18 protein-coding genes are annotated in these 21,045 nt (G+C 41.1%); 14 read left to right on the forward strand and 4 right to left on the reverse strand.

The window, feature by feature from the left end; genetic code table 11:
- Nucleotides 1-3 precede the first annotated feature (3 nt).
- From ACJHX7_RS17520 to ACJHX7_RS17565, 10 genes are all read left to right on the forward strand, one after another.
- Nucleotides 4-792, forward strand: a complete 789-nt coding sequence (locus tag ACJHX7_RS17520; RefSeq protein ID WP_000783153.1) for a TraE/TraK family type IV conjugative transfer system protein — start codon at nt 4-6, stop codon at nt 790-792.
- Nucleotides 792-2,063, forward strand: coding sequence for a type-F conjugative transfer system secretin TraK (locus ACJHX7_RS17525; RefSeq protein ID WP_000592090.1), 1,272 nt, complete (start codon nt 792-794; stop codon nt 2,061-2,063). Before ACJHX7_RS17520 ends, ACJHX7_RS17525 begins: the two co-directional genes overlap by 1 nt.
- Before the next feature lies 1 nt (nt 2,064).
- Entirely contained in the window at nt 2,065-2,526 is a 462-nt protein-coding gene (htdO, locus tag ACJHX7_RS17530) for a plasmid transfer protein HtdO (protein WP_000521240.1), read from the forward strand.
- The gene (trhB, locus tag ACJHX7_RS17535) at nt 2,516-3,871 is read left to right on the forward strand and encodes an IncHI-type conjugal transfer protein TrhB (protein WP_000351841.1); all 1,356 of its coding nucleotides are present in this window, start codon (nt 2,516-2,518) and stop codon (nt 3,869-3,871) included. Before htdO ends, trhB begins: the two co-directional genes overlap by 11 nt.
- Nucleotides 3,872-3,878: 7 nt before the next feature.
- A complete protein-coding gene (locus ACJHX7_RS17540) occupies nt 3,879-4,361 on the forward strand; it encodes a hypothetical protein (RefSeq protein WP_000377633.1) in 483 nt (160 codons plus the stop codon).
- Between the two features lie 118 nt (nt 4,362-4,479).
- Complete coding sequence (htdT, locus tag ACJHX7_RS17545) at nt 4,480-5,232, forward strand: protein-disulfide isomerase HtdT (RefSeq protein WP_183079335.1); 753 nt, start codon at nt 4,480-4,482, stop codon at nt 5,230-5,232.
- Nucleotides 5,233-5,241: 9 nt separating this feature from the next.
- Nucleotides 5,242-6,192, forward strand: a complete 951-nt coding sequence (gene trhV, locus ACJHX7_RS17550) for an IncHI-type conjugal transfer lipoprotein TrhV (RefSeq protein ID WP_104770244.1) — start codon at nt 5,242-5,244, stop codon at nt 6,190-6,192.
- Nucleotides 6,193-6,200: 8 nt separating this feature from the next.
- Complete coding sequence (locus ACJHX7_RS17555; RefSeq protein WP_410231670.1) at nt 6,201-8,882, forward strand: TraC family protein; 2,682 nt, start codon at nt 6,201-6,203, stop codon at nt 8,880-8,882.
- A 3,836-nt stretch (nt 8,883-12,718) separates the two neighbouring features.
- Complete coding sequence (locus ACJHX7_RS17560; RefSeq protein WP_032084678.1) at nt 12,719-13,972, forward strand: ParA family protein; 1,254 nt, start codon at nt 12,719-12,721, stop codon at nt 13,970-13,972.
- Nucleotides 13,969-14,973: a ParB family protein gene (locus tag ACJHX7_RS17565; RefSeq protein ID WP_032192066.1), complete on the forward strand. Its 1,005-nt coding sequence runs from the start codon at nt 13,969-13,971 to the stop codon at nt 14,971-14,973. Before ACJHX7_RS17560 ends, ACJHX7_RS17565 begins: the two co-directional genes overlap by 4 nt.
- A gap of 61 nt (nt 14,974-15,034) precedes the next feature.
- Here ACJHX7_RS17565 and ACJHX7_RS17570 read toward each other — a convergent pair whose 3' ends face one another.
- Genes ACJHX7_RS17570 through ACJHX7_RS17585 form a run of 4 tightly spaced genes read right to left on the reverse strand, consistent with a single transcriptional unit; the run spans nt 15,035 to nt 17,715 of the window.
- Complete coding sequence (locus ACJHX7_RS17570; RefSeq protein WP_001572421.1) at nt 15,035-15,424, reverse strand: hypothetical protein; 390 nt, start codon at nt 15,422-15,424, stop codon at nt 15,035-15,037.
- Nucleotides 15,421-15,942: a hypothetical protein gene (locus ACJHX7_RS17575; protein WP_071653549.1), complete on the reverse strand. Its 522-nt coding sequence runs from the start codon at nt 15,940-15,942 to the stop codon at nt 15,421-15,423. Before ACJHX7_RS17575 ends, ACJHX7_RS17570 begins: the two co-directional genes overlap by 4 nt.
- Nucleotides 15,935-16,771, reverse strand: a complete 837-nt coding sequence (locus ACJHX7_RS17580; protein ID WP_042634275.1) for a hypothetical protein — start codon at nt 16,769-16,771, stop codon at nt 15,935-15,937. Before ACJHX7_RS17580 ends, ACJHX7_RS17575 begins: the two co-directional genes overlap by 8 nt.
- Nucleotides 16,768-17,715, reverse strand: coding sequence for a metallophosphoesterase (locus ACJHX7_RS17585; RefSeq protein WP_000718594.1), 948 nt, complete (start codon nt 17,713-17,715; stop codon nt 16,768-16,770). The genes ACJHX7_RS17580 and ACJHX7_RS17585 overlap by 4 nt, the downstream gene beginning before the upstream one ends.
- 363 nt (nt 17,716-18,078) lie before the next feature.
- Between ACJHX7_RS17585 and parM the strand changes: the two genes are divergently transcribed.
- The 4 genes from parM (at nt 18,079) to ACJHX7_RS17605 (ending at nt 21,037) form a co-directional block, all read left to right on the forward strand.
- Nucleotides 18,079-19,116: a plasmid segregation protein ParM domain-containing protein gene (gene parM / locus ACJHX7_RS17590; RefSeq protein ID WP_000818955.1), complete on the forward strand. Its 1,038-nt coding sequence runs from the start codon at nt 18,079-18,081 to the stop codon at nt 19,114-19,116.
- Nucleotides 19,117-19,127: 11 nt separating this feature from the next.
- The gene (locus ACJHX7_RS17595) at nt 19,128-19,766 is read left to right on the forward strand and encodes a hypothetical protein (protein ID WP_001107537.1); all 639 of its coding nucleotides are present in this window, start codon (nt 19,128-19,130) and stop codon (nt 19,764-19,766) included.
- A gap of 403 nt (nt 19,767-20,169) precedes the next feature.
- Nucleotides 20,170-20,622, forward strand: a complete 453-nt coding sequence (gene hdtA, locus ACJHX7_RS17600; RefSeq protein ID WP_000952689.1) for a H transfer determinant A — start codon at nt 20,170-20,172, stop codon at nt 20,620-20,622.
- A complete protein-coding gene (locus ACJHX7_RS17605; protein WP_000836980.1) occupies nt 20,612-21,037 on the forward strand; it encodes a hypothetical protein in 426 nt (141 codons plus the stop codon). Before hdtA ends, ACJHX7_RS17605 begins: the two co-directional genes overlap by 11 nt.
- Nucleotides 21,038-21,045: the final 8 nt, after the last annotated feature.

The following is a 21,045-nucleotide window of genomic DNA, read 5'->3' on the forward strand; positions in this document are numbered from 1 at the left end:
TGAATGAAAATGCTAAGTGGCATTAACATCCCTTTTTTCAAAAAATCTAAAAAGGATGAAAACGGTGATCTTGAACAGTCATACGTAAAGAAAGATGAAAGTGCTAAGGGACGTTTTTTGGACATTAAAAAACGATTTAGCCCACAAGCTGAAGCGTCAGGTGCTGGAATTACATACAGCGCCCTGATTAATCGTGATACAAAACTTATCCGCATTAATACTGTTTCAATAGCCGTCATTGGGTTATTGGTTGCAAAGATTCTTTTTTTCACTGACCCAGTGACGATTGTTACCCCTCCAAACATGAATGAAGAGATCACGGTTGTTGGTAACAAAGCATCGGAATCTTATAAAACACAATGGGCTCTCTTTTTTAGTACCCTTTTAGGGAATATTAATCCAACTAATATTTCCTTTGTGACGGCCTATGTCCTCGATGCCCTTTCACCTGAACTACAGGCTAAAACGAGTGAGTCTTTACAGGAGCAGATAAATATCATGCAGGCTCGTGGTGTTGAGCAGACCTTTAAGCCTAATGATATTTACTTTGATCCAAAAAATGACATGGTCTATGTCTGGGGTACCAAAACGACTCGACTTGTAAATGTTCCGGACAAAACTGAATCATCGAAATGGACTTATGAATGGGTTCTCGGGATGAAAAATGGTCGCCCAAGAATTGCATATGTAAATCAATATTCCGGAACACCGAATATTAAAAAAATTACGATAAACGGCAAAGAGCAACTGGCAACGCTGGATAATCCGCCACCGTCTACAGGTAACAAGTGATGATTAAAAAAAAGGGCTTAGGGTTCAACGCAATTACCGCATTGATCATGCTCACGACTTCGAACTGCGTAATCGCTGAAGAATACCAATTGCCAGCAACAATTAATAACCCGGTTGTAATGCCAGTTGGTGCTGACGGATTTCAGAATGGAGCTGCAAAAGCCATTATTCCGGGTCAAGCTGGTTCTGAACAGTCAGGTGCACAAACAAACCTTAGTGAAGCCGGTAATGCGCAGGGACAAAAACCTACAACTGATCTCCCTACCGTGCAACTTTCCCCAGCCAGCAATGCTTCGCCTGCGGTAAGCGCTATTACTGGAGCATTATCAAATAATCCTAGTCTCCCCGGATTTGACGCACAGACCCGCTCTGGTGCAATTGATAGCTATGGGAGACCAACAGGTACCTCTTCCCAGCAGAATGCAACCAATGCGACCGCCACGTCAAAAGCCGATGAACTTTATGTCGAAGCTCGTAACCGATATAAAGAAGTTCAGCGTGTAAATGTGCCGCCTGGTGGGAATGTGGTACTGCCAGTTTCACGAGGACTTCAAAACAGAATATCGACCAGCTTCAAGAATGCTTCTGTCAGCACTTCTACCCCTGCTGAAGAGGCAAGCATATTTGTTAATGGTGGCGATGTCTTTATTTCAACTAATACCGATAAACCAATCGGGATTATGTTGTCGGAAGATCAGGTACCTGAATCGACCTATAACCTGACCCTGGTACCGCTTGATGTTCCCGGTGCGATGATTTCAGTTACTACATCTTTAAGCCCATCTATGCAAGCCAAACGTGAAACCTCATTGGATAAGCAAAACTATGAGGAAATGTTGGCCCGCTCCCAGTCAGAAGAACTGGCTCCATCGGATCCAAAACAAGACGATCATAAACAAAGAATCATTGATTTATTGACTCCTGTGGCTCTTGGTGAGGTCCCTTCAGGATTCAGTTTACAACAGGACCGACTTTCTCGTATTCCTGCGTCAGAGCAGTCCCCATGTAACTTTAATATGTATGCAAAGCTCGGTCAGAGACTGGTTGGCTCACGTGAACTTATTGATGTAATTCTTGTGAAAAACGATAAACCATACGGTCAAATCGTTGCTGATCAGCAGTGTATGGCAGAAGGCGTTATTGCAAGTGCTTTATTTGATAAAGCATACCTGCAACCGGGAGAAGAAACAGAGCTTTACATAGTCCGGGATAAATTGTTCAAGGAACGCGAGGCCCGGGTTACAACCAGACCAAGTCTAATCAGAAAATAATATGGGAAAAGTTACTTTGCCTGCTCTGCTTGGGGCCACCGTGATTGGTTTTGTCGTATTTGCTTTAACCAGCTTTTACTACAGGTCAGAATATATACCAAAAAGGAGTGTATTAATCGTTCCGGACGCACCCATTAGTATCGAAGATGGCAGTAACGCTTTTCCCGTTCAGACAGTAATAATGAACGATCCAACTCTTATTGATAAATTTGTAGGAGAGGACAATATTAATGAGGAGAATGCTTTTGACTATCACAAAAGTAACGTTTTGGAACCTAATTACAAACATGAAATATCTAGAACGAGCCAGATAGATAAAGCTGAAATGAATCATCCATCTGTTCGTGAAAACTGGGCCAGAGCAGGTGATCCCTATATCGTTCCTCAGATGTCTGACAGCGAACGAAATCTAAAAATTAAACGATTCCAGAAACCTACAAGTGGAGCTAATCATGGACATTAAAAAGGCCTGGGAAAATAAGACCGTCAGACTTTCTGTTATTGGCGCTCTGCTGGTAGTGATTGTTTATATTATTAGCCAGTCTATTTTTTCCACACCAGTTAAGAAAGAAAAGAAAACACAGAAAAAAGACATGCAGACCAATTTGTTGTTAGATGATTCGCAAATGAACAAATTGAGTAATGAAGAAAGCCAGAAAGTATATAAGGAAATGGTTAAGCAAAACCGACTTGATCAAAATGCGGCGAAAGAGGACCGCGAAAAAGCAGAAAAAGCCCAACAGGAAACTAAAGCCCAAGTTGCAAGTTTAACTTCTCAACTTCAGCAACTGTCTCAGCAAATTAATGATATGCAGACTAATCGAAACGGCAATCGTAACTTGGATGCTGGTAGTTCGCGTAAAACGATTAATGAGCAGGCACCGGCAGCTCCTTATCAGCTTAATGCTAATGCGCCGATTAATGGCGTAAACCCTAATTACGCGTCTATCACACCTACGCGTAATAGCCCGATGAGAACAATCACACAAAGTTCCATTAAGACTAATGGTACCGATGGTGTCATTCAGGTTATGCCCGTGTCTGAAAACAGAATCAAGGAAGGCAGAGAGGTCATTGCAGGAGATAAAGCGCCTACTCGGACTGTACGAGGTGATGGTACTGCGCCAGTTGATAGCAAAGCGCGGCATGCTGCCCGAAAAGATGAAATGTTTCTTCCGGCAACATCTATTATCACTGGTGTTCTGATTACCGGGCTTGAAGCGCCTACAAGCCTTTCTTCCAAATCAGAACCAATGCCAGTAACAATGCGTATTAAAAAAGATGTCATCATGCCCAATAATTTCACCATGGATTTGCGTGACTGTAACCTTCTGGGTTCAGCTGTTGGTGATTTGGCGTCACAGCGTGCTTACATACGTGCCACTTCTATCTCTTGTGTTAATTCAAAAGGGAAAGCTTTTGACGTAAAACTGGAAGCATATGCTGTAAGTGAAAATGACGGAAAAAATGGGATCCGAGGCACGCTTATCAGCCGAAATGGTAACGCAATTGCAGGAGCTGCATTTGCCGGTGGACTTTCTTCACTTGCCGGTAGCTTAAGCCCCAGTAAGGTATCTTCACTTAACATCGACCCTAATTCACAGGCTCAGTATCAGTCCCCTAATTTTGGTGCACTTGGGGCATTAGCCGGGGCTGGTGCAGCTCAAGGTGGCCTTAATCGACTCGTCGATTACTACACCGCAATTGCAGAACAACAGTGGCCAATCGTAGAAATTAGCCCTGGCCGAGCTATTACATTTGTCGTTCAGACCGGAACTACAATTCCAACGAATCTGACCAGTCGCTGAGGTTTAAATGGATAGTTTAGAAAAAAAAGAATCGACTGAATCAGCTGGACCTGAAATCACTAAAAAAATGGTGCGAGAAAGGACAACAAAAAAAATTACCTTCGAAATTGATATTGAAAAAATATTGAAGTATTTATTTTTCTTCGCCTTTGCCGTTTTGGTCATTATTTATGGTTATAAAGGCTTTATGAATGTTTACGATTACTTCAATAAACAATCACAGCCTTCGTACAAGATTGCAGTGCTTGACATGCCTGAATTACGTAAGGAATTTTTCAAGCATCACGGAGGCCGTACTGCTGACAATGATAGAACTCAATTCGAAGAATATTTCAGAACATTAATGAAGATCTACCGTGACCGTGGCTATTTAATTATTGATGCAACGCTTGCCGTTACTGTACCGGATAGTGTTGAAATCGTCACTTATATGGAACTTGAAGATAGCTCTGAAGCGGTACAATCAAGTTCTTATAATGCAAAGAAGTAGAGGGCACCCAATAGTGAAAAAGTTACTTTTCCCTTTAATGGCGGCTTTCGCCATTATGGCGAATACGGTCACTTATGCTTCAGAGCAGGTCCTAACTAATAGTGATGCTGCTGCGTTAATGGCAAAGGCAAAGGAAGGCGGCGTTTCACCCAGTCAGATCTCGGGTGCGTTATCAAAAATGAAAGGATATAAACCTAAGGATGCCATATACATTCCTTCTGGTGGGCTATACCTCTTTCAGGACGAGCGTTCGCAGCTAATGGCAGTAACGACCGATGGCCGATACTCCCTTACTGGGGGAAGCCTTGTTGATGTAATTAAACGTAAACCTGTTCTGACTGTAGAAGAAATCAGAAATTCCTATTTTATTAGTCTTGATGAGGCCCCCTTCCCTCTGGAAACTGTAGCGTCCATTCATCTGGGAAATTCAAAGCTTAAGAGACAAGCAGCCATTTTCTTAACACTTGATTGTGACGGTTGCATGGAACTTGTTAAGAAATTTTATGCAGATCGGGACAAGTATCGGATAGATATTGTTTTAGTTCCCTCACCCGGTGAGCCAAAAGAAGAGCTTAGAAGGCTCTGGTGTAGTAAAGAAAAAGGAAAAATAAACAACCTCGATATTCTTCGTTGGCTAATGGGAAGCAAATCCGACATTGAAAAAAGATTGCTCTCTCAAAAAGAAGCAGAAGAATGTCCGGCGGAACCTTTGGTAGCGTCATTGATGCTCGCAGGAATTTATAAATTGCAGGGTGTACCTTCAGTTGTCAGACAGGATGGTTTGGCTGGTAATGGCATTCCAAAAGATTTCGACTACTGGTTGAACCAAAGCGTTGAACCTCTCTTAAAAAATCCATTTGAGACAAATTAAGGCTAGTTTATGAACATCAAAAGATTGGTACTCAGTGCTCTGGTTGTAGGTACATCCTCATATCTTACGGGGTGCTCCATCGGGAGTTCCGAATCCGAATGTCCAGGCATTGAAAAGGGCGTTATCTGTAAAGGTCCTCGCGAAGTTATGGAGTTAACTAATAATCGAGATGATCTGTCTGCACTTGCGGGGGAAGAGTCGGAATCGGGAAAGGAGAAATCGGCTGTCAATGACAGCCGTTATCCAACTGAAATTAGCCCTCCAGGGGAAGTCAAATATCCACAGTCTACAACCCTTAAAAATCAGCCTGTGGCTTATTCAAAAACCGAAATTAAGCCAGTTGGTCAGTTACCTGTCATGTACGATAAAACTTTAAAAATGGGTGCCCCTACTTCATCCATTGGACCACGGCCTATTTCTGGTGTACCGGTTAATTCAAACGTAAGGATGACTAGCAGTTATAGCACTGCCTCTTCAGCTGGTAACCCTTTCGTTCATCCGGCTGCGGAAGTCGTTAAACAAACAAGCTATCCGGTTTCTGCTGGAAATGCACCACGCTACGTTGCACCTAATTCTGATATCAGCCCTGGCAAGGATATGTACTCTCTTTACAATGGCCAGCCCGTTAACCCTACTCTCAACACTGGGCAGATCCAGCAATACCGTTCGCAAGGTTATAAACAAGCTGTAGTGGCTCCTGAACCACTTGCTGTTCTGCAACAGGGGAAAGTAATGAGAATTACTTTTGCACCTTATACCGATGATAACGATGCGCTTAATCTTCCCGGCTACGTTTATGTCAACGTAAAACCGCAAACATGGATTGCTGGCAAGAATTCGACCTCAAACCCAGCTCGCATAGTTCCTTTAGAAGTACAGGATGCGGCCCGGGAAAATATGCAGCAGCAACAAAAAGCAACTAAAGCTGTCTCTTCGAACGGCCTTGTTAGACAACTGTAAGGTCAAATATGGAAGCTATCAATAATTACAATAGCGGTTTAAATCGCCATCAATTAGGTGGGTTTATCCCTGTTTACGATCAATTAGCAGGGACTCACTATTTTTTGATTGATGGCAACAGATTAGGGTTTATGTTTATCTGTAATCCATCACCTGGAGTTTTTGATAATCAGCAAGATGTTCTTGCTGAAATGTTCAAAATGGATTTTCCTACAGATACTGTCTGTCAAATATCTCTGACTGCATTGCCAGACTTGACTTTACAGCTTAGTGCTTGGTCAGCTGTGCGAGGTGGGCGTATGACTGGGAACGATAAGCTTAAAGCAGATCTGCTTAATGGTTATCAGTTGGACTACTACGACAGAAGTATGCATAAGCCTTTAAAACCTGATCATGATAACCTTATGTTGAGGGATTTTCAGGTATGGATCTCGCTATCGATTCCTTTACAGTCTGCCCTTCCTACCGAGCTGGAACATTCGCGTATCGATTCACTTTACTCTGAACTTGTAAGTAAGTTAATTACGATTGGACTGCATCCGTTTAAGGTCGATGCAGAAAACTGGCTCTATTGTATAGATAAGGTCGTAAACCCCGGAAAGAACTCTCGGTGGGCTGAAGGTTTTATAGACGTTAACACTATGAAAAGGCTTAATGAACAAGTTAACGTTCCCGGCCGTAAGTATACAGTCACAGAAAATCATTTCTCATCAGTCACACAAAGTGACGACGAATCTGAGCATCGTTACTTCAAACAACTTTCCGTTGTAAAGTTTCCTGAATACGTCAATTTCGGTTGTATGTATGAGTTAGTAGTTAACTGGATGCATGGACGTAAGACAATTTTCAGCCCATTTATGATCACTCAGACTGTTCAGTTTGCCGATCCGCTCAAGTTGTCAAAAGAAAACGTCCGCTACAAAGCAATCACTAATAAACAGGCAAGTATACCTTCAGTTGTCACATTCTGCCCTCGCCTGCGGGATATGGATAATGACTACATGGCCGTAACTCGCGAGCTTGAGGATGGCGCAAAGCTTTTAAGAGGGTATCTTACTTTCACTGTTATGGGTAGTAATGCCAATTCTGTGCAGACAGCAGCTAACGATCTCAAATCCTTTTACCTCGAAAGCCGGGTCAAAGTAGCAGATGATTCCTTTATCGTTTTCCCGTCATTTATGTCATGTCTGCCAATGTGCAATGACCCAAAGACAATTTTCGACCTTGACCGATCCGAAGTAGTGAGCAACACCGGAGCGGCTCATATGACGCCGATCTTTGGGCCCTGGAAAGGTAATACAGATAGACCAGTACTGAGTTTAGTTTCTCGTGAAGGTCAACTCATGGGACTTGATATTTTCAAGACTTCTGCAAGCTATAACATGGTTATTGGTGCAACGTCAGGTGCAGGCAAGTCATTCTGGACAGCATATCTAATCAATAACTATCTTGGAGCTGGACCGCGATCTAATAACCTCGTTCATTATCGCTCAACATTTAAGCATTTTTTAGAAAACGAATACCCAGATGATGATCCTGATGGTGCTCAAGTTTTTGTAGTGGACGTGGGGCGTTCTTACCAGGGGATTGCGGAACAATATACAAACAGTCAATTTATTGATTTCGGTAAAACCCCTGACTTCACCCTAAATCCCTTTGCCTTCCTAACTGACATCACTGTTAACGACGATGTATTTAACGAAGCACCTGAATTTACCGGTGAATCAACTTCAAACGATGCAGAAAAAGACAAAGTTGCTCAGACCATAATGGTTCTGAATCAGCTAAAAATTATGGCTTCAGAGAAAGGCCTTATCAATGATTATCAACAATCAGTGATGCTTCAGCTTATTGCAGAAGAGTACCAGGAATCCAGAAAATCAGGTCGGACCGGTTCAATAACCGGCTTTGCTCTGCGTTGCAAGAAGCATGAAGACAAACGTATAAAGGATATTGGGGAGCAACTCGGAGCATGGTGCGAAGGTGGAATTTATGGGCACCGGTTTACCGATACGTTGCCTCCAATCAACTTCGACAGCAGATTTATTGTTTTGGAACTGGAGGAGCTAAAAGGCACCCCCCACCTTCAGACAGTTGTTTTAATGTCTATCATTCAGGCTGCTCAGCATGCAATGTTCATCAAAAAAGATGGGCGTCGTCGCTTGTTCATCCTAGATGAAGCTTGGGAGTACATTCGTCCTGATAATTCATCAGGTGCCGGAAATCAATCAAACCAATTCTTCTCTTCCTTCCTCGAAGCGGCATGGCGTAGGTTCAGGAAAACAAACTGCGCTGGCATCTGTATCACACAGTCGTTTGAAGATTATTTTACTTCTTCTGTTGGCCGGGCCCTGACTGCTAACTCGCCTTGGAAGATAATCATGAAACAAGAAAAAGAAAGCATTGAAGCAATGAAGGCTAATAAATATTTTTCTACTTCAGATGCAGAATATGAACGAATGAAAAATATTCGTACAGTCAAAAAGGTGTTTTCAGAGATGTTAGTCAGGTTCGAAAACTTCCAAGAGATCTGTCGGTTATACGTAGACCGGAAAATGGAGCTTTGTTTTACTACGGATAGTGCTGACAGGAGTAAATTATGGGAAATTCAAAGCCGCGAGAATTGTAGCTATGGCGAGGCAATAGAAATTCTCTATGCTCAAGAAGTAGCAGCGGGTTTGGCCGCGTAGAGTAAATATCTTCAAGCAAAAACAATTAAACCAGATGTCTCATAAGAATCTGGTTTTTTATTGTATGCCTTAAGTAAACAAATGAGGTTATGACTTAATGAGTTCATCACTGTGCTGCAAATTTTGGTTTTATAATTAATATGGCTTAAAAACAGTGACATAATTACAAATCGCATTTAGGTTGTGTACGCATTAAGTAAACAAAATTTATAACATCAATACTGACTTTATAAGATGAAATTCACGTAAATTACATTTTTGTTTACCAAAGGTAATCAAAGGAGCGCGGCATTATTAGTGAAAACAGATCACTGGTGTCATATTGCATACAAAACTTAATATCCTTTAATCATTCTTCTAAAAGTTTAATATTAACGCTTTGGTTTATGAAAATTTATCCAATTTGCTCACCGAAGACTTTTAACTTATTTAACCCCCTTTATCGCCAATCTGTGATTTTCTAATGTTAGCCTACAGTTCTAGGGCCCTTGCTCCCATGATGCGAATCCTTCCACCTAATAAAGATTAACGCCTCATTCCTGTATGCCGGTCTTACGACGCCAGTGCACGGACAATTTTTGGTCATCACAAGGCCAGGCGGGAGATTTAATCAGGGCGTGGTGTTCCTTAGCAGCAGCTGCGGCACTGTAAGCCGAAGGCGGAATTAACTCCTTTATCGCCATCTGGGGACGTCATTAGGGGTACCCCTTTTAACTTGCTCAGGACCATTAAGCTAAAATTCCGGATAGTGATTGACGTAAGATTTAGGCTAAGCAGGTAAAGTGATCCCCGCTCCCGGGGTGACCACTTTATACAAAAGGCCGATCGGAAGATTGTCCTTAGGGAAATATTCCTTTAACACAGCACGGGCACTTACTGCCGCTGCCGGATTTAACCCCCTTAATCGCCAAACTGGGGTACTGTCCTGATGCTGGCCTTCAGTTCTGGGCTGGGTGGCTATCACTTCCTCCCATAATGCGAAATGTAACTGCTGATACAGATTAACGTCATATTCCTGCGTGCCGGTCTGCCAACACCAGTGCACGGGCTTTTTTCGGTCATCACATTACCGGGCAGGAGATTTTATCAGGGCGTGGTGTGACTGAGCAGAAGCTGGGGCACTGTCAGCAGCTTGCAGATTTAACCCCCTTAATCGCCAAACTGGGATTCTGGTCTGATATTGACCTTCCGTGCTGGGCGGGGTTCGGTTTGCTAACACTTACTCCCATGATACGAAATGTGCCTGCTGATACAGATTAAAATCACATTACTGCATACCGGTCTGCCGACACCGGTGCATGGGCGATTTCCGACGATCTCAAGAACATATGGGAGATTATATCAGGGAGAGTAGTATGCCTGAGCAGCATCTGAAGGCACTGTCAGCCGCTGTCAGATTTAACCCCCTTAATCGCCAAACTGGTGTTCTGTCCTCATGCAGGCCTTCAGTTCTGAGCTGGGTTGCTATCACTTGCTCCCATAATGCGAAATGTACCTGCTGATACAAATTAACGTCGTATTCCTGTATGCCGGTCTGCCGACACCAGTGCTCGGGCTATTTTCGGTCCTAACAAGACCTGGCGAGAGATTTAATCAGGGCGTGGTGTGACTGAGCAGCAGCTGGGGCACTGTTATCCGCTTGCAGATTTAACCCCCTTAATCGCCACACTGGGGTTCAGTCCTGATAGTGTCCTTCCGTCCTGGGCTCGGTTGCTAACACTTGCTCCCATTGCGCCTGCTGATACAGATTAAAGTCACATTACTGCATACCGATCTGCCGACTCCGGTGCATGGCTTTTTCCGATAATCACAAGGACGGACGGGTGATTTTATCGTTGCATAGTATGTCTGAGCAGCATCAGAAGGCTCTGTCAGCCACTGGCAGATTTAACCCCCTTAATCTCCAAACTGGGATCAGTCCTGATAGTGTCCTTCCGTCCTGGGCAGGGTTGCTAACACTTGCTCCCATGATACGAAATGCGCCAGCTGATACAGATTAACGTCTCATTACTCCATGCCGGTCTGCCGAAACTGGTGCATAGCTTTTTTCGATATTCGCATGAACAGACGCTTGATTTTTTCAGGTTGTAATATACCTGAGCAGCATCTGAAGGCACTTTCAGTCGCTGTCAGATTTAACCCCCTTAATCGCCAATCTGGGATTTTCTGATGTTAACCTACAGTTCAAGGCCCTTGCTCCCATGATGCGAACCTTGCAACCTGATAAAGATTTAAGCTTCATTCCTGTATGCCGGTCTTACGACTCTAGTGCACGGGGACTATTTTCGGTCATAATAAGACCTGGCGGGAGATTTAATCAGGCGTGGTGTGACTGAGCAGAAGCTGGGGCACTGTCAGCCGCTGGCAGATTAAAACCCTTTATTCGCCATCTCAAGACGTCATTATGGGTAGTCCTTTTAACTTTCTAAGGACCATTAAGCTTAAACTCCGTTTAGAGAATGACGTAAGATTTAGGCTAAGCAGGTTAAGTGATCCCCGCTCCCGGGTTGAACACTTTATTCATCGTACGAGCGAAAGATTGTCCTTCGGGAAATATTTCTTATACACCGCTCGGGCACTTACAGCCACTGGCGGATTTAACCCCCTTAATCGCCAAACTGGGGTACTGTCCTGATGCTGGCCTTCAGTTCTGGGCTGGGTGGCTATCACTTGCTCCCCTAATGCGAAATGTGTCTGTTAATACAGATTAACGTCATTTTCCTGCGTGCCGGTCTGCCGACACCAGTGCACGGCCTTTTTTCGGTCATTACATTACCGGGCAGGAGATTTTATCAGGGCGTGGTGTTACTGAGCAGGAGCTGGGGCACTATCAGCAGCTTGCATATTTAACTCCCTTAATCGCCAAACTGGTGTTCTGTCCTCATGCTGGCCTTCAGTTCTGGGCTGGGTTGCTATCTCTTGCTCCCATAATGCGAAATGTATCTGCTGATACAGATTAACGTCATATTCCTGTATGCCGGTCTGCCGACACCAGTGCTTGGGCTATTTTCGGTCATAACAAGACCTGGCGAGAGATTTACTCAGGGCGTGGTGTGACTGAGCAGCAGCTGGGGCACTGTCATCCGCTTGCAAATTTAACCCCCTTAATCGCCAAACTTGGGTTTTGTCCTGATGCTGGCCTTCCGTTCTGGGCGGGGTTGCTATCACTTGCTCCCATCATGCGAAAAGTGCCTGCTGATACAGATTAACGTCATATTCCTTCATGCCGGTCTGCCGACACAAATGCACGGGCTTTTTTCGGTCCTTACAATACCGGGCAGGAGATTTAATCAGGGCGTGGTGTGACTGAGCAGCAGCTAGGACACTGTCAGCCGCTGGCAGATTTAACCCCCTTAATCGCCACACTGGGGTTGCCTCCTGAAGTTGGGTTTCAGTTCTGGGCTAGGTTGCTAACTCTGCTCCCATAATTCGTAGTGGGCCTACTCAAGAGATTAACACCTCATATCTTTAGACTGGACTGACGACAACGATTCACAGTTAGGAAACGTAAATCAGCACACCGGTGAGATAGATTTTAGGGTCTAAGCAAGAAATAGGGTAGGCGTGAAGATTCATTAATGGAGCTCATAACGTCAAAGCGTAGAGAAGTCGACAAGAATCGTGGTTTAAAAAGAATGAGCATTAGGTATGGACTAGAGAGTCTGAGCTCTCATCTGCAAGTTAAGCTCACAAAAAATCATAAAAAAGTAAACAAACATTAGCTTAGGATTGAAACAAAGGATAGAATTGTACGTATAACAATGAAATGGACGCATTATGCGTAAAGTTTACATATATGCGTAAAAGTCGGTTTTCAGTGCAAAAAGGTCATAACCATGAATTTACTTGAAAAGATCGCCCTCGTTGGTCAGCGCATGAAAAGCGAGCAGATTTCTCTTAAGGAATCTCTGATGGCTTCATCAAGAGTATCTGTTTCTGATGATAGTGTTGATGGTGTTGATAGACTGATCTACAACCACTGTTTAAATAAAAAAAATCTCTCTGATTTTTTTGGGAAGTCACGAGTAACGTTCAATAAAATACTTTCGGACTTAGAAGAAAAAGAAGTTGTTGGTGCACCTATTTATCAAAACAAAAATCATCTTTACACCCGCTGGGATGTTCAAAAAATAATGGATGCCCTGGGTTATCCCAAGTACCGCGATCATTACTTTAGCAGAGCTATTGTTACTCAGAATCATAAAGGCGGTACAGGGAAAAGCACTACATCTGTAGCTTTAGCAGTAGCAGCTGCTTTAGATCTACAACTGAATGCACGTGTATTAATGATCGAATGGGACCCACAAGGTTCGATTGGAAGCAGCATGATTCAAAGTGTCTCAGAAGATGATGTCTTCCTTACAGCAATTGATGCAATCCTTGGAATTTATGAAGAAAATTCTGAGTATAAAAAATATTTAGATTCAGGATTCTCTGAAGAAGAAATCATCACTAATATGCCTTTTTCAACGCATCTGCCAAACTTGGACGTGATAACGGCATTTCCGACAGATGCTCGTTTTAAAGATAAATACTGGCAATGTTCTAGAGAAGAACGAACGTCTTTGTTACTACGTTTCAAGGAAGTTATCTTACCGGTACTGAAGCAGAACTATGATTTGATTATTATAGACACTCCACCTGAAGATTCACCTTTGATCTGGGCTGCTGACGAAGCGGCCGATGGGATTCTTGTCGCAGTGTCACCACGTGAATATGATTACGCCTCTACTACAGACTTCATGCTTACAATAAGTGAAAGGTTTAAACAATCACCAAGTAAGGGCGATAATTTAAAATGGTTCAAAGTTCTTGCTGTCAATGTTGATGACAAAAGTCCATATGAAAGAATAGTTTTGGATAAATTAATCAGAACTGTTCAGGACCTTTTGATGTCCGCTAACATAAAAAATTCTGAAGCATTTAAGGCAGCTGCTTCCAAAGGGCGTACAGTGCTTGATATCAAAAAATCAGAGGAACTTTGTTCCGCAAAGCAACTTGATGTCGCAGAAGAATCTGTATTACAGGTATATCAACAATTTATAAATGAAATAAAAAGTTTTTCAGCTAAGCAAGGAGTTAACGCATGAGCGATGAGCAACATATCGGGAATGATAAATCTCGATATTTAAACGCACCAAAGCGGACAGAAGTCGGTCACCGTTCAGGTCTTGCGGGTTTGAAAACAGCACCTCGCATAAAAAAGTTATTCACTCTTCATAAGGGCCGAAGACTTGAAGCGGAACATGTGATTGTTCCAGCCCAGAGAGTGGAGAAGGAGACCTTAGTCCATCCAGCAAACCCACGAAATCAAGAAGCCCTTACAGATTATTCTGTTAGAGATATTCTTAAGCAGATTGAAGAAAGAGGGGTCGATACCGAAGGGATCGCTGTAAAAAGAGATGGGGTTTATTTATTAATAGAAGGAAGTCGCAGACGTTTCTGCTGTATAAAGGCAGAAAAGGATCTCCCCCTGTGGGTACTACCGGATGAACTAACCGAAGATGATATAAATTCAATTATATCCGCAGCACAAACATCTCGAAAATTTTCATATAGAGAAGTTGGGTTTCAATTTATCAAGAAAATGGAAGAAAAGGGATTTTCTACTAATGAAGAACTCGCAGCATATCTTGGGATTAGTCATGTATCGGTAGCCAAAAGAATCCAGGCGGCACGTATTGACGAAACATTGATCTCTTTATTCCCGGATTATGAAGGAATACCGAACTCCTATTATAGTCGCTTGTCTCGTTTACAGAAATATGTGCAAAAAAATCTATTTCCTTTAGATGAAGTAATAGATAATGTTAAAGAGGAAACAAAAGATTTAGACATTGGAGATCTCCAAGTTGCCCAAAAAGTTGTAATGGAGAAAATCACACAATCTGTGGAAAGTGTTTGTGAAAAATCTTATTCCACAAAATGGGAAACAAGTGATCTTATTACTTTTGATAACAAAGATAAGTATGCAAGAATCAGTAAAAACAATACTGGAAGAAAAATTCGCATTGAATTCAATAGGATAAGTGCGGGTTTTATTAAGGAGCTAGAGGAGTTCATAAAAGAAAAATTAAAAGTATCAGAATAAATATTGAACTGCATCTTTATGATGCAGTTCATATGATTTATATTTTTAATTTCTTGTTATATTAATATGGGGTGTGCGCAGGTTCAGACATATAAGGTCTTAGTTCTATATGAACAGAAGCGCCATTCCCATCATTTACTACGTTTAAAGGTGCTTTGCCCGGCAATGACATAGTTGCAACGTCAGGTCCAGAAACAGCAAAATTATTTTCTGCTGAAGGCATTACTGTAAAAATCTTTATAGCAACATTTTCATGTCTAAATAAAGAAATCCCAAAAGTAGAACCAGCTTCGGTATTGCTCACGTCCACAACCACAGGGGTTTTTCCTAGATATTCATTAGTTAGTATGTTTTTTACTAATGCCCCTTCCGGGACAGTATAGATACGGTATGGATATGCTAAAACTGAGTGACAAAAACATAATAAAATAACAATTAATGTTTTTTTCATAGATTATCCTCATTCAAAAATAAAAGATATAACTCTTGAAAATCGTGGTTATTAATTAGGTCCGCTTTTCCGGGAAAATCGTAACTAACAGAAAATAAAAGAGAAAGAGAATCTTTTCCTTTTGCTTTGGGAGAGATTCTGCTAAAAGCACGGTTAATAAACATAAGTTGATCTTCATTGTTGAAGCAAAGTCCAAGCATTCCAACCGTAGGAACTACGAATGTGCTTACGCTGCCTGGGGGCAAAAGTTGCTTACTACGGGCATTGTAAGCACAACGACTACCACCTAGCGTTAGGCCTGAAAGCTCAATAAAACTTCTGGTTCCATTCTTGGCGACAAGCCAAACATCAGTTCCTGAACTTTCGACACGTAAAGTAACTTTTCCGTCAGTAAAGGCCTCACTTTTATTGTATAGAATAGGGTCAAAACCAACTATCGGGAGTTCTTCGATTTTACTTTCTACTGACTGACAACCAGTCAGTAATGCAAACAATAAAAGTGTGATAACTTTAATCATCCCGCTTCCTTAGATTGTTTTTGGCGCTGGTTATAAAAGATAATGATTCACCGGGGTAGAGAATTGTTTCTTTCGTCCAATAACGATAACCACCGAGGATATCTTTTCTTTTCTCAATATAAACCGGTTCAGAAAATTCTAAATGTTGATATTTCGGAAGAGATAAGATTTTATATTTTACTTGTCCAACTAAGAGGTAATTCTTCTCTTTAGGATTGATGGTTACTGAATTACCAACACTTTGAGGTATGTTAAGTTTTTTTATATTTAGATCAGAATCGTCAGGAACGGACACTTGATCATTAGATGTCTTTCCGGGAAGAGTAAACCCTTTACCCTGATCCGGTCCAAAGATGGCAATTACATCTTTGTTGTTTCTTGTGATCGAAACGATAGCCTGAAGGGGCGTATTAGCAAGGTCATTTATAAACGATATAGTTATACTTGATTTAGGCTCGACCCAAATAATGCTTTTTCCGGATGTGCCTTCGCTTAATGCAATTTTTTCATTTAGTAAGATTTTATTTTTGGCAATGATATTATACTCAAGTTTCGGTATCACCATAAAAAGTGATTCTTTATTTGAAACATTCATGATTTCTAAGAAATTGGTTTTGGTCATGCTGGTCTTTAGAACAGGCCTATATTTACCATTTATAAACCACCTTCCGTTTATAAGCTCCGCTTTAGCAGATATAAGTGAATCACTTTTCTGAGCGGCAGAAGAAAAAGCATCTTTTCTTTGCTCTTTCTCTTGATGTGGTGCAGCTGCTGCGTGAAGATGCAAAAGTAATGTTGAAATTGAGATAATCTTCCATTTTATCTTCATCTTGTTACCTCAATGTTGTTTTCAATCGAATCGAGTTCTAACGGATAGGTTTTAAGTGAATAAAACTTGTTTGTTGTTTGTATTAGCTGATGACACAATAAAACTGGATTGTTCTTCATGATTATTTCTACTAATGTAAGTGCTGGTGAGTCAGTTGGCGGTATACCCGGAGCAACTATTACCTGGTCTTCTAATTTTGACATATAGAGTGATCCAGTATTTATATGTAAACAATTACCGATCAGTACTGGAAGATTGTTTTGAGTACGACCATGGGCTTTTCGAATGCTGTTTACAGGATTCCTACCTAGGACCATAAGGTTGACGTCATTTATCATCATTGGTATTACGGCATGGTCCATACCGAATAGAAACTGGCTCTGAAAAATATTCACATTGGCATAGTTGAATGCTTGAAGCGCATTATAAGTATCAGTGAATGATGTGCGGATAGGGGCGTAATCAGAAGGGCAAACCCCAATTTTTATATCGCCTTTGAGTAAAATCTGCATCATCGTACCAAGCTGGGTATTAAGAAGTTTTTTTACCTCTTCCTCTAAATAGTAACGATTTACAGCTTTATGCCACTTTCCGCCCATTACACACCATCTCTCATTGAGGTATGTGCTGGGGTAAAATGTTCTCCGGTCTTTGTTTAATGGTAACAATTTTTTTAACATTTCTTCTCCGGCTCCGGCAGCTGAGAAATGCCTCACAAAACGTCCATCGAAAAAGCCACTGTTTATCGCCTTCATCAACTCTATGGGTTCCGGCCCATAGTCAAACAAATTTCCAGTAGAGAAAATTACTATCTCTTCTTCTGGCTTTGTAACTGATTGAATCAAGTTGCACAGCGCAGAGTAATGTCCATGAGGATCTGCCAGAAAGAAAATCCTTCCCGAGAAGTTTGTAAGGTCTATAGTTTGGACGTGCTCAGCTGCCATAAATTCCTCTACGTATGTTTACATCGATGATACGGTATTTCGAGCTATGATTTTTTTACATAAAGGCGTCATTTTGGATTCTAAGCCTAAGGACCTTTGTTACTTACTGGTAAAGGCTCCAGTCCTGGCTCTCAAACAGTTCATACTTAGGATGCAAAGTAACTTTCTGATTATAATTGGCTCCTTTATAAACATGTTTACTTCATGAATACAGGATATTTAACGGTAATGTATTTAAAATGGAAGGATGCTGAAATAACATAGAGTTACGTATTTTTTTAATAGTGTTGATGTTGATAATAGGTCACCATTAATGTATAAAGTTAATATCTAATATGGTCCTATTAATAAAAGAGAGTTTTTATGGCTGAACTATTAAAATCTGAAAGTCCTGTTTCACAATCATTGCAGGATATCACTGAAGCTTTAAAAATCGTTGTCGATGATGGAAGTAAAGCTGCAAAACTGGTTTGTCTTAATGAAAGAAACGAATTAGTTCCCTTGCTCACACAAAATAGTTTTGTTCCAGATTTCCGTGTTCGCCATGAGGGTCTCAATCCTTTTAACTATCTTATTGATGGGCTGGAAAGGTTTTCGCATCACAGCGAATCTAGTAACTCACTGGAATCGACTGATGTATCTCACCAATACGATGAAATTAGCCGGTTAAATGTTCACCATGCACTTCATGCTTCTGGTTTAGTTCCTCAGGATGTTCACCTCTTTGTTACTTTACCTCTTAGCCAGTTCTATACTGCTTTAGGGGAAACGAATATTGAAAATATTCAGAGAAAAAAAGATAACCTGATGAAACCAGTTGAGCGTTATCTTGACGGTAAACGCTATTCTTTCAACGTTTTGTCTGTGACTGTTTTCCCTGAATCTTTACCAGCTGTGACCCGGGCAGATGAAATTGAGGATATTGCTTCATTTGAATCAAGTTTGGTAATTGATCTTGGTGGTACTACTCTTGATGTTGCAAGTATTACTGGGCAATTAGAACAGATTTCGAAAGTAAAAGGTTTTGACCGTATTGGTTGTTCTATTGTTTACGATGAGATCAGCAGGTATCTTGAATCTGAGAAACTGAATACGAGTAATGCTTACATTCATCATCTTGTTGATAATCGTCATGATAAATCAGCTTTGAAGGTTGCAGAGGACAAGCGTGACGGTGTTTTTGATGCGGTAAACTCTGCGGTACAGAAGTTGCAAAGTAAAGTAATCAGAGCGGTTACACAAGTCGAAGAGAGGCCTCATAATGTTTTCCTTGTTGGGGGAGGTTCATATCTCATCGAAACAGCTATTCGTAAACATTTTGAAACGGCTAAAGTTATCATGGTAGACAATCCGCAGTTCGCATTATCTTTGGCAATTGCTGATACTATTTATTCAGAATAATGAGCTAGAACATGGCTAAAAACCCTATCTCAAATAAGGCAGATAACGACCGGATTCAGATCCGGTCTTTCTGGATATCCGAAAGAAAAGCACCCTATGTTTATAGTTTCTTGAAAAAAACAGAACTTTCTCATAGGGGTGACCAACTGGATTTAATTAGGTCGGCTATTAGTACCGGGTTGGTATTGAATAATTTATTTCCTGACTTGGCAAATTTTATAAATGGTTTAAACGAAAGATTAACACTTGCAGATCTTAATAGGTTTCTGAATGATGGAAATACTATAGATACTGAACCTAAGCCTCCTATTAATGTATTGCTAGAGAATGTCTTAGATCAAAAGTTTAAGGAGTATTTAACACCTCTACAATTAGATAATTCAAAGCAGGATTCTGTTTCTGTAAAAGAAACCTTCCTTGTACAAAAGGAACATGCCTGCTTTGGTGTGAAGATTGAAAATGAGGGAAGCGATACCTCTATACCATCTGAAAGCCCACTTTCTTCAGATGCATCCAAAATTTCAAAAGAAAAGTCCATTTCCGCTGTGGTGCCAGTGCTAGAAAAAGTATCGGATGAAAATCAAACCGCCTCCATAAGCATAAAATCTAAAGCTAAGGCAAACAAGCGACTGGCAACTTTGGCAAGATAGGTGAGAGACAGTACAATCGACTTCTGAGTTCCAACTTGTCTTACCAGGAAAGCCAGCATACTTGCTGGCCTTTTTTTTGTTATAATAATTTCAGGCTTCACCTGGGTATGTAAAATTACTGTTAATGAAACGGTATTTTAGGTTAATTTGGGTGCTGTTACAGGAAGTGCGGATTTTTCCTAAATTTGTAAAAAACCTAAGAATTATCTTAATAAATCTGGTACTTAATTATTATTTTACTTATAAAGTCTCTGTGCTTTAATGGTTATGTAAGGATTTTTTGATACCCTTATACCCGATGGACCTAAGGTCACTGACAACGATGTTCATGTAGAATCTTCGTTTCTGTAATCCCTTTTGTTCTTGTCCCAAATGTTTGATTATTATAATAAAGGCTGATCGAATGCTATCTCGCAACTCACTAATACATGGTTTACGCCGAGACCAGTTAATCGGAGTTCTGACTATTTCAGAGTTTCCGGTAGTTATGGTAGAAAGCCACTTCATTCAGTCTGAGGTTATGGGAATAAAACCCGTAATTTTTAATATTGATGAGCTTCTTGTTTCTATATCCCCAATTTCCTCTCTTAAGTTCGATTGGGAGTGGGCCCCAGTTGATACAATACTCATTGAAGTTATCATTCCACCTGTAGAGTCAGACCTTGTAAGTGCAGAAAATGACTTCCTCCGTGATTCTGGTATCGGCCATATCCAGTGCGAGCCTGGCGGAGCATCAATACGACGTACAGTTACCTTCGTTGGTGGAATAACCGCTGATAACTTACTGTATCAGTTGAGGCTTATGTGCGTAAGTGCGTTAAAACTTTTAGGAGAGGAACTGGGGGATGAAGTCTAAGATTAGATATGTTTTATCTGGTTTTGTTGTGATATGTGCATTTGCTGGAGTTTATAAAATCCTAAACAATGTTCCGGTTAAACCTGACCTTTTGGACTTCACTGGAAACACATTTAAAAAGACATCACTCTTCCTGCCATGTGATAAAAGCTCGCCTTCTTTAAACATTAAAATTGCTGATAACGAGAAAATCGTGATCAACGGCATCGCTTCAAAAGTAACTTTTGTTGAAAAGGCTGACCCCGTCAAAAGCCCTGGTTTTTGTGATGATCTTGATCTAAACAATTCTCGCCTTGTACATACGGCATCTTACAGCATGGTGATTTCTGAAACCAAAACAGGATATACACTCTCAAATTTCAAGCATCTTGCCGATGATGAATCATTAGGTGGTATGTGGTTTTATCAAAAGTGACTTTTTAT

Source organism: Escherichia sp. WS1451 (assembly GCF_046487365.1).
GTDB lineage: Bacteria > Pseudomonadota > Gammaproteobacteria > Enterobacterales > Enterobacteriaceae > Escherichia > Escherichia coli.